General features: G+C 71.6%; 1 protein-coding gene. It reads right to left on the bottom strand.

The window, feature by feature from the left end:
- On the bottom strand, positions 1-282 hold a 282-nt coding region (locus tag MKW15_RS24745), incomplete at both ends, for a DUF222 domain-containing protein (protein WP_240862977.1).

The raw sequence follows: 282 nt of genomic DNA on the forward strand, positions 1-282 counted from the left end.
GCTTCGGAGCGGCGACGCCCGGGCGAGCGGGCGTCGGGGGAGCCGTCGGGTTCGGGACGGGGTGCGGCCAGGGCGTCGATCATGGTGTGCAGTTTCTCCCCGATCACCGCATCCACATCCCCACGCACCACGACCCGACCGTCACCGTCGGTGGTCACATCGAAGGTGTTGATGTCGCGGTCATCGCGGGCGGGTACCGCGGCAGGAGCATCGTCGGCGACCCGGTTGCCTAGGGTGCGGGCACGGCGGTCGATGTCGGCGGGGGTGGCGCCGGAGAAGGCT

This window comes from Gordonia gummivorans (genome assembly GCF_022513585.1).
Classification (GTDB): Bacteria; Actinomycetota; Actinomycetes; order Mycobacteriales; family Mycobacteriaceae; genus Gordonia.